Source organism: Rhizobium sp. CF122, from assembly GCF_000282035.1.
GTDB lineage: Bacteria > Pseudomonadota > Alphaproteobacteria > Rhizobiales > Rhizobiaceae > Rhizobium.
Genome location: NZ_AKKA01000028.1, coordinates 48,384 through 57,456, shown reverse-complemented (window position 1 = coordinate 57,456; position 9,073 = coordinate 48,384). Strand labels below are relative to the sequence as shown.

General features: G+C 60.8%; 11 protein-coding genes. 3 read left to right on the top strand and 8 right to left on the bottom strand.

The window, feature by feature from the left end; all coding sequences use genetic code 11:
• Positions 1-192 precede the first annotated feature (192 nt).
• Genes PMI09_RS07835 through PMI09_RS07820 form a run of 4 tightly spaced genes read right to left on the bottom strand, consistent with a single transcriptional unit; the run spans position 193 to position 2,684 of the window.
• A complete protein-coding gene (locus PMI09_RS07835; RefSeq protein WP_007790739.1) occupies positions 193-981 on the bottom strand; it encodes a rhomboid family intramembrane serine protease in 789 nt (262 codons plus the stop codon).
• Positions 982-1,025: 44 nt separating this feature from the next.
• A complete protein-coding gene (locus PMI09_RS07830) occupies positions 1,026-1,604 on the bottom strand; it encodes a cob(I)yrinic acid a,c-diamide adenosyltransferase (protein ID WP_007790737.1) in 579 nt (192 codons plus the stop codon).
• A 22-nt stretch (positions 1,605-1,626) separates the two neighbouring features.
• The gene (locus PMI09_RS07825) at positions 1,627-1,830 is read right to left on the bottom strand and encodes a twin transmembrane helix small protein (RefSeq protein WP_007790735.1); all 204 of its coding nucleotides are present in this window, start codon (positions 1,828-1,830) and stop codon (positions 1,627-1,629) included.
• Positions 1,831-1,850: 20 nt separating this feature from the next.
• Entirely contained in the window at positions 1,851-2,684 is an 834-nt protein-coding gene (locus PMI09_RS07820) for an SDR family oxidoreductase (protein ID WP_007790732.1), read from the bottom strand.
• 77 nt (positions 2,685-2,761) lie between these two features.
• Here PMI09_RS07820 and PMI09_RS07815 point away from each other — a divergent pair, with 77 nt between their 5' ends.
• Positions 2,762-3,676 carry a YihY/virulence factor BrkB family protein gene (locus tag PMI09_RS07815; protein WP_007790729.1) on the top strand — a complete coding sequence of 305 codons (915 nt, stop codon included), beginning with the start codon at positions 2,762-2,764 and terminating at the stop codon, positions 3,674-3,676.
• Here PMI09_RS07815 and gluQRS read toward each other — a convergent pair.
• Positions 3,641-4,522: a tRNA glutamyl-Q(34) synthetase GluQRS gene (gluQRS, locus tag PMI09_RS07810; protein WP_037082234.1), complete on the bottom strand. Its 882-nt coding sequence runs from the start codon at positions 4,520-4,522 to the stop codon at positions 3,641-3,643. The two genes, PMI09_RS07815 and gluQRS, sit on opposite strands and share 36 nt — an antisense overlap.
• Here gluQRS and PMI09_RS07805 point away from each other — a divergent pair.
• Together PMI09_RS07805 and PMI09_RS07800 are read left to right on the top strand one after the other, a co-directional pair.
• Entirely contained in the window at positions 4,521-5,207 is a 687-nt protein-coding gene (locus PMI09_RS07805) for a DNA-3-methyladenine glycosylase family protein (protein ID WP_007790724.1), read from the top strand. The genes gluQRS and PMI09_RS07805 overlap by 2 nt on opposite strands.
• A gap of 111 nt (positions 5,208-5,318) precedes the next feature.
• A complete protein-coding gene (locus tag PMI09_RS07800; RefSeq protein WP_007790722.1) occupies positions 5,319-5,876 on the top strand; it encodes an HNH endonuclease in 558 nt (185 codons plus the stop codon).
• A 21-nt stretch (positions 5,877-5,897) separates the two neighbouring features.
• Here PMI09_RS07800 and PMI09_RS07795 read toward each other — a convergent pair whose 3' ends face one another.
• The 3 genes from PMI09_RS07795 to PMI09_RS07785 form a co-directional block, all read right to left on the bottom strand.
• Entirely contained in the window at positions 5,898-6,410 is a 513-nt protein-coding gene (locus PMI09_RS07795) for a disulfide bond formation protein B (RefSeq protein WP_007790719.1), read from the bottom strand.
• Positions 6,411-6,432: 22 nt separating this feature from the next.
• The gene (locus PMI09_RS07790; RefSeq protein ID WP_007790716.1) at positions 6,433-7,029 is read right to left on the bottom strand and encodes a YqaA family protein; all 597 of its coding nucleotides are present in this window, start codon (positions 7,027-7,029) and stop codon (positions 6,433-6,435) included.
• A gap of 121 nt (positions 7,030-7,150) precedes the next feature.
• Positions 7,151-8,902: a cation:proton antiporter domain-containing protein gene (locus PMI09_RS07785; protein ID WP_007790714.1), complete on the bottom strand. Its 1,752-nt coding sequence runs from the start codon at positions 8,900-8,902 to the stop codon at positions 7,151-7,153.
• Positions 8,903-9,073: the final 171 nt, after the last annotated feature.

The following is a 9,073-nucleotide window of genomic DNA, read 5'->3' as shown; positions in this document are numbered from 1 at the left end:
CACGGGGACGAGAATTTTCATGGGGTCCTTCCTTCAACTCTTTCGCCAAGAAAATGCGCGTTTCGGCGCTGCTCCGATTGTCGAATGGCGACATGGATACGCGTTTTTCCTCCAAACACAACGCTTCCATGACGCAGACAGGCAAATTGAGCTCGTCAATAAATGACGTTTACGTTCACGTCAATATTGCGGTTATTCCCTGTTCCAGGGAAGGCGCGGGCGTAACTGCTGGCCGGGCGCCACGGCCATTGCCGGGTTGGCTGTTCGCCGGTCTCTGACGGCCCGCGGTGTAACGACTTCCCGATCGAACAGAGGGACGCCGCGGCGGCGCATGAGAAGGACCAACAGGCCGCCGGCGAGGATGCCGCCCACATGGGCACCCCAGGAGATGCTGCCATCGGGTTCCAAGACCAGCATCACGAATTGCTGGCCGATCCAGAGAAGGAGCGGGACGAAGGCGGGCAACGGCAATGGCACGCGCATCAGCACGAGTACCCAGACCTTTACGCGAGGATGCAAGACGACGTAGGCCGTAACTACGCCCGAGATCGCACCGGAGGCGCCCACAAGCGGTGCTTCCGATGTCGTCCCCACGAGGCCATGAACGAGAGCGCCGGCCGCCGCGCAGAGCAGATAGAAGACAAGAAAGCGCAGGTGACCCATCGCGTCTTCGACATTGTCGCCGAAGACCCAAAGGAAGAGCATGTTGGGAGCCAGGTGCCAGAAACCCGAATGCACGAAGGAGTAGGTGATGTAGGTCAGCGGTTCCGGGATGAAGGCCAGCGCCGGCTCCAACCTTGCGTGGTGAAAGGCAACCGCGGGAATGTAACCCAGGCCGACAATCGTCGCCTGCGACACGGATTGGCTGGCGACAACCCCAGTGAATAGCCAAACCACGAGGTCCACCGCAATCAGCCCCATGGTGACCCATTGGACCTTGATGTGCTTCAGCGTATTGGCATCGTGCAACGGTATGAACATGAAGCCTGCCCCCCGGCGTTCGCGTCACGTGGTCGAGGGCGAGGTTACCTGTTTTTTCCCGGAACCCAAAGCACATCCGCATTGCCACGGTCATTGGCGTGACGGGCGGCGACGAAGAGGAAGTCCGAAACCCGATTGACATATTTCAATGCGGCGTCGCTGACGACCTCGCCATCCGTGCGGGCAAGTTCGACCATCAGCCGCTCCGCGCGACGTGCGATCGTGCGGGCGAGATGAAGATGAGCGGCAGCCGAGTGCCCGCCCGGCAACACGAAGGATTTCAAGGGCTGCAGGTCGGCGTTCAATTCGTCGATGTCGCTCTCGATGCGCGCGACCTGGCTATCGACAATGCGCAGCGGCTCGTGTGCGGGCGGCTTGCCATCATCTGGCGTCGCAAGGTCGGCGCCAAGGTCAAAGAGGTCGTTCTGGATCAGCGTCAGCATCCTCTCCAGGACGGGCATGCCCTGCATGTGGAGCCGCGCCACGCCGATGGCGGAGTTGGCCTCGTCGATGGTGCCGTAGGCCTCGACGCGCAGATCGTATTTCAGACGGCGCGGTCCGGAAACGAGTGCGGTGGTGCCGTCGTCGCCGGTCTTCGTGTAGATCTTGTTGAGCCTGACCATGCCTACCCCTCCTTTTCCTGACTTAGCTAGGGCGGCCGCCACCGGTCAGCCAGAGCGTCAGCATGATCAGGAGCACGGCGATCGCCTGCAGTAGCACGCGCAGCTGCATCAGCTTGTTGGAGAGGTTCGGATTGCCGCCCTTCATCATGTTGAAAAGGCCGCGAATCAGCACCAGGGCGACGATGCCCATGACGATGATCGCGAGAATGTAGGTGACCGTGGACATGCTGGCTTTGGCTTTCCTGATTAGTCCACCCAGCGCATCAGGCGGTAGAACAGGTCTGCAGGCAGCAGCCTCTTCAGTACCATACCCTGCTTGGCCGGCGTGGTTACGGGGTAATGTGGTTTCGGATTGTTCGAGTTCAATGCGTGCTTCAGCACGGCATAGACTGCGTCCGGACCGAGCTTATGTCGATTGGGAGGGCCCGATCCGTCAAGCCGTGCAAGCTGACGGCGGTAATCTGCCGCATGCACCGAGTTTTTCACGTCGATGTGCTCATTGATCTTTGCGAGCGCGTTTGCCGTGAAACGGGAGGCGATCGGGCCCGGCTCGATCAGGCTTACGTGAATGCCACTGCCTTGCAACTCCATGCGAAGGCTGATGCTCAGACCTTCGAGAGCGAATTTGGAGGCGGTATAGGCGCCGCGGAAACGATACGGCACGACGCCGAGGATCGACGAGCACTGAACGATCCGGCCCTGGCCGCGCTTGCGCATCAGCGGCACGATCTGACGCGTCAACTCATGCCAGCCGAAGACGTTCGTTTCGAATTGAGCGCGCAGGGCGTCCGTCGGAATGTCCTCGACGGCGCCGGGCTGTCCGTAGGCACCGTTGTTGAACAGCGCGTCGATGCGTCCGCCGGTCAGCGCCGTCACATCGCGCACGAAATCCGAAATCGTGTCGATGCGCGTATAGTCCATGCGGAAGGCCTCGATGCCGTGGGCTTCCAGCGGCGCCAGATCATCGAATTTGCGCACCGTGGCAAAGACCCGCCAGCCATCGGCCTTCAGCGCCCGGGCGCAGTATGCGCCGATCCCGGAAGAGCATCCGGTCACGATGATGGTGCGCTGGTCCGACATGGAATGATTCCTGTACAAAATGGGAGTGGTTTCCCATATTCGAACGGGCGACACAACGACCAAAGCCGGGAGACCGAATGCCGAAGATAATGCGCATCTTCTATGATGTGGTCTACGATGCTATCTGCCACCTTATTGAAGACGACGGCTTCGCGATGGCGAGCCATGTCGCATTGTCTACGCTTCTGGCTGTCTTTCCGTTTCTCATTTTCGGCACGACGCTCGCGACCTTTCTGGGCGCTGACCAATTCTCAGACCGGGCGATACATCTGATCTTCGATACCTGGCCGGAGGCGATCGCCAAGCCGTTGGTCGACCAGGTAATCCAGGTCCTAACCGTGCCGCGCGGCGGCCTGCTGACTGTGTCCGTCTTGGCGGCGGCTTACTTCGCCTCGAACGGGGTCGAGGCGCTGCGGATATCGCTCAACCGCGCCTACCGTGTTCAGGAAACGCGGCCATGGTACATCACCCGCCTTGCAAGTCTTGGCTATGTCATCATCGCCGTAATCATCTTTGCGGCTGTCAGCATCCTGCTTGTGGCCGTGCCGCTTGCCCTCGATTATGCGCGCCAGTGGTTCCCGCTCTTTGCCGATACGCTCGAAGTCGTCTTCAGCTGGCGCGTCTACGGAACGCTGTTCATGCTGACCGTCGGCCTCTTCGTCGTTCACCTGTGGCTGCCGGCCGGGCGACGCCGTGTGTTCGATGTCGTGCCGGGCGTGCTGGTGACGCTGTTGCTTTGGTTGGCGGGAGCCCTGATTTTCGCCTATTACCTGGCGACGTTCGCCAACTACACCGCGACCTATGCGGGTCTGGCATCGGTGATGATCGTTCTGATCTTTCTTTATATGGTCGGTGTCATCTTCATTATCGGCGCCGAGCTCAATGCCGCCCTCCTGAAGTTTCGCGTGCGTGCAATCTTCAAGAACAACTTCCTCGGCGGGAGGCAGAATAAGACGTCAAAGCCCCACAAGGCGGCGGATGTCGGTCGGTGAAAGACCGCGCCCGCGGAGTTCGGCGAGCCCTGTGTCGCTTTCGCTCTTGGAAAGCTTGCGGCCGCCCTCATCGGTGATCAGGCGATGGTGGTGATAGACCGGCGCCGGCAAGCCGAGCAGGGTCTGGAGCAGTCGATGCACCGAAGTCGAATGAAAGAGATCGAGCCCGCGAACCGCATGGGTAACTTCCTGCAGGGCGTCATCAAGGACGACCGAGAGATGATAGCTCGACGGCGCATCCGACCGCGACAGGATGACATCTCCCCAGGCGCCGGGATTTGCGGCGATCAGGCCACGGTCGGCGTCTCCGGTTTCCTCCCAAGAAAGGGCCTCGCCCAATGCCTCCAAAGTCTTGCCCATGTCGAGCCGCCAGGCGTGCTTGAGGCCCGATGCGAGCAGTTGCCGCCGGTCGACATCGGACCGCTCACGATCGTCAGGCGGATAGAGCGGCGAGCCGTCTGGGTCTCGCGGCCAGAGCTTACCATCTGCTTCGGCGGCTGCGACCAACGTCCTGGTCTCGCCCCGGGTCATGAATGCGGGGTAGGCGAGGCCGAGGTCGATCAACCGTTCAAGGGCTGATTGATATTCTGCGAAATGCTCCGACTGCCGCCGCACCGGTCGTTCCCAGTCTATGCCGAGCCATTCGAGGTCGGCATAGATGCCCGCCTCCAATTCGGGTGTACAGCGCGTCAGATCGATGTCTTCTATGCGTAACAAGAAGCGTCCTCCGGCCGATATCGCCATGTCTCGGTTCAGAAAGGCAGAGAGTGCGTGACCAAGATGAAGCGGGCCATTGGGGCTCGGCGCAAAACGAAAAACAGGCTTTTGACGAGGATTCGCGGTCATGCTTTCTTCTGCCATGGATTCGATAGGATCGCGAGGAAGCGTGTTGATCATTCGCAGCGATGATGATGTGAGGGAGGGGCTGGAGAACCTGCTTCGTCTTGATCCGCGGCTTGCAGCCATTGCGGCCGAGGCCGGGCCCCTCCCTTTGCGGTTGCGCGAACCGGGTTTCGAGGGTCTCGCGCACGTCATCGTCTCGCAAATGGTGTCGCGAGCCAGCGCCGAAGCGATCTGGAGACGGATGCGACCGGTCGAAGGCGTGCTGACGGCGGACAACTACGTGCTTCTCCATCCCGACGCGTGGCGCGAGTTCGGCCTCTCGCGCGCCAAGGCGGAAACGCTATCGCGTATTGCCGACGCGGTCGCCTCCGGGCGCCTCGATCTCCTCGCGCTCTCCGCCTTGCCTCCTGACGAAGCGCTGGCTGAGCTTACGGCTCTCAAGGGAATCGGTCCCTGGACCGCCGAGGTTTACTTGATGTTCTGCGGCGGCCACGCGGACGTCTTTCCCTCCGGCGACGTCGCCCTGCAGAACGCGGTGGCTGCGGCATTCGGTCTCGGCGCTCGCCCGCCTGCCCGCGAGCTGGCGTCGTTGGCCCGTGCGTGGTCGCCATGGCGGTCGGTCGCAGCAAGGCTTTTCTGGGCCTATTATGCCATCAAGCTCGGTCGCGGCATGTTGCCGATCGACTGAGCGACAGCGCTTTGCATCGCGGCATTGATGCTTGAATTTATTAGACTTCACAATGCCGTCACAACCGGCCTAATATAAGAGGGCAGATGCCGAATCGATCAGGAGAGTCCCTTGACGATTGCAGTTTCCCCACAGGCCCTGCCGGCGCTCGTCCTGAACGCTGACTACAGGCCCCTGAGTTATTACCCCTTGTCGCTTTGGTCCTGGCAGGACGCGATCAAGGCGGTATTTCTCGACCGTGTGAATATCATTGCAGAATACGAACATTCGGTATCGTCGCCGAGCTTTTCGATGCGGCTTCCAAGCGTCGTCTGCCTCAAGACCTATGTCCAGCCTTCCCGCAATCCGGCCTTTACCCGCTTCAACGTGTTCCTGCGCGACAAGTTCGAATGCCAGTATTGCGGCGAGCATGACGACCTGACCTTCGACCATGTCATCCCGCGTGCCCATGGCGGGGAGACGACGTGGCAAAATGTCGTTGCGGCCTGCTCCCCCTGCAATCTCAGAAAAGGCAGCAAGCTGCCGAAACAGGCTGGCATGTTCCCGAATCAGAAGCCTTACCAGCCGACGGTACAGGATCTGCACAACAACGGCCGGCTCTTCCCGCCAAACTACCTGCATGACAGCTGGCTCGACTATCTCTACTGGGATAGCGAACTGCAGCCCTGATCAGTCTCCCATCCGTCAGGCTCAGGCCGTCTTGCGGACGCCGATAAAGGCGAAGGCCGCCAGGATGAGGCTCGCAATCACGTTCCAGCCTGCGAAGGACAGGCCGAGGACGCGTAGCGCGGCGTCGGTGCAGGACGGACCCTTGATGCTGTTCAATTCACCCAACAGGTCGCCGGCGTTCTGTGTCATGCTGCCCGCCGTCGTGGAGCAGGTTGCCGGCCCTTGCCAGAACTGCCACTCGACACCGGCGTGATAGACGCCCATGCCGGCGCCGACGATCATCAGGATGCCGGCGGCGAGCAGAAATGCGCGGCCGATCCAGCTGGGAAGACCGACTGCGGAAGCAATCGCGCCAAGGATCGCGATCGGAATGCCGTAGTAATAGGGCTGCCGCTGCAGCAGGCAAAGCGCACAGGGAATGTAGCCGCCAAGATACTGAAAGCCGAGCGCGGTGCCGACAACCACCGCCATGCCGAGTGCGAGCACCATCGAGTAGCCGACGACCGGGCGAGCAAGGGAAAACGAGGCAGGCATGAACGGACTCCGCGCAAATGGCTCAGTGGGCAAGTAATTTATAGGCGATCCCGAGGGCAATGGCGACGGCGGCAACGACGCCCGCAACCTGCCCGAGGCGCTTTTCGATAAAGTGGCGGATCGGCTCGCCGTAGCGGCGCAGCAGCCACGCGAGGAAGAAGAAGCGCGCGCCGCGTGCGACGATCGCCGAGATGATAAAGAAGCCGAGATTCATGTGAATGACGCCGGCGAGGATCGTCACGACTTTGATCGGCGGTAGATGGGCCAAGCCTGAGGTCACGAGCAGCAGCAGCAGGATTTCCCACTCGTCGTGGATATAGAGTCGCAGCTGCTCGAAGGCGTCGAGCTTTCCGTAAAATTCTAGAACCGGGCGGGCGATCGCGTCATAAGCGTAGTAGCCGAGCATCCAGCCGGCGATGCCGCCGAGGACGGAGGCGGCGGTCGCGACCAGCGCGTAGCGATAGGCGCGCTCCGGCTTAGCGAGCGCCATCGGCAGGTAAAGAACGTCGGCAGGAACCAGGAAGACAGAGCTTTCGACGAAGGCGATAACGGCGAGCCAGACTTCGGCCGATTTCCGAGCTGCGAGAGACATGGTCCAGTCGTAGAGTCTGCGGAGCATTCCAATCCTTTCGCTTCGAGCGCATGAGCTTTATGGGGCGTCGGTGCGGCTGTAAATGCTTGCTGTGTCGTTCGTAGGGTGACGTGCCAAAAAATCTTCGTGATCGCACTGAGCACGGAGCTCACGAGTCGACGCGGGAGGGCTGATCGTGCTTCTGCCGCATGACGTTCATTTCCGTTCGTTCGCGGGCCATTTCGCTGACGGCCTGGCGCAAAACGGGATGCTTTGCCGTGAACATGTTGAAATCGCGCCTTTCCAGCACAAAGAACTGGCAGAAATCCACGGCGACGACGTCTGCGGTGCGGCGACCGCCGCTGAGCAGCGCCATCTCGCCAAAGAACGCGCCAGGGTCCAGTCGGATCGGCTCACCCGGCAGTTGAACTTCCACCGCGCCCGACGACAGGAAGTACATACCATCGCCTCGGTCGCCCTTGCGCATCACGCGCTCGCCTGGCAAGGCCGATTTCGGCCGAAAGAGGAGCAGCAATTCCTCCTGCGAATCCTCGTCTACTTTGGCAAAGAGTGGAAAGGTTTCGATAAGCTCCTGCATCTCGAGCTGATGCTTGTGCTCGCGGGCTTCGTTGATCGCTCGGATCTTTTCAAGTTCGCGGCCGAGTGCCTCATGCCGACGGCGGCCGAAGTGATTGCTGAGCGCCGGCCATCTGGCGTGGATTTGGGTGTGCAGCGCTTCGGCGCCCACGCAGACGAGCGGATTGAGCGTGATCGAAATGATGGCGGACGCGAGGATGATGTCCTGCCCGTCATTCGGCAGCAATCCGAGAGAAACGCCGAGACTAGCAAGAATAAACGAGAATTCACCGATCTGCGCCAGTCCGCCTGATACGGTCAACGCCATTCCGATCGGATAGCGAAGCATGACCACGATGAGGAAGGAGATGACGGTCTTGCCGATGATGATCAGCGCCAGGGCGCTGATTACGGCCATCGGCTGGCGCACCAGGATCGAAGGATCAAACAGCATGCCGACCGATACGAAGAACAGCACCGAGAAGGCGTTCTGAAGCGGCAGCGAATCGGCAGCGGCTCGATGGCTGAGGTTGGATTCGCTCATGACCACGCCGGCGAAAAAAGCACCGAGCGCGAATGAGACGCCGAAGATTTGCGCGGAGCCGAATGCGATGCCAAGCGCTATGGCGAGGACCGTCAGCGTGAAGAGTTCGCGTGAACCGGTTCTGGCGACCAGCGTCAGGAGCCAAGGGACGATCTTCGGGCCGAGAAAGATCGCCATCACCGCAAAAGCGCCGACTTTCAACAGTGTCAGCGCAATCGTCAGCGGAAGAGGCAACCCCGCACTTTGTGCAAGGCTGCCGCTGTCGGCATGGCCACCGAGCAATTCGGCGACGGCGGGCAGAAGCACCAATGCCAGAACCGTGGCAAGGTCTTCGACGATCAGCCAACCAACGGCAACGCGGCCGCTGGCCGAGTTGAGCAGATTTCGCTCCTCCAAGGCCTTCAGCAGCACAACCGTGCTTGCTACCGACAGGCTGAGGCCGAAGACGATCCCCGCGCCCAGGCCCCAACCCCACCATTTGACGAGGGCGACACCGAGCAGCGTAACGATAACGATGCGCGCGATTGCGCCCGGCACGGCGATGCCGCGTACCGCGAGGAGATCGGCGGTGGAAAAATGTAAGCCAACGCCGAACATCAGCAGGATGACGCCCATTTCTGCCAATTGACTGGCAAGCCCGGCGTCGGCGACGAAGCCGGGCGTCATCGGCCCCATGGCGATACCGGCCAACAAGTATCCGACAAGCGGCGGCAGACGCACTCGATCGGCGATATAGCCGAGTATCGCCGCACAGACGAAACTCACGGCAACTGTGGCAATAAGCGATACTTCCTGATGCACGCGTGCACTTTCCCTCTTGGCGGGCGCAGTTTGGCCGAAACGCCCGAGAAATTAAACAGTTGATTTGCCACGTCCGACCAATTGCTGGGTAGAGCGCAATTGAGGCAGCAATGCTGTGAGCGCTGGTGGCGCAGGCGTTGCAGTGAGGCAACACACTTTGTCGGAACGGCG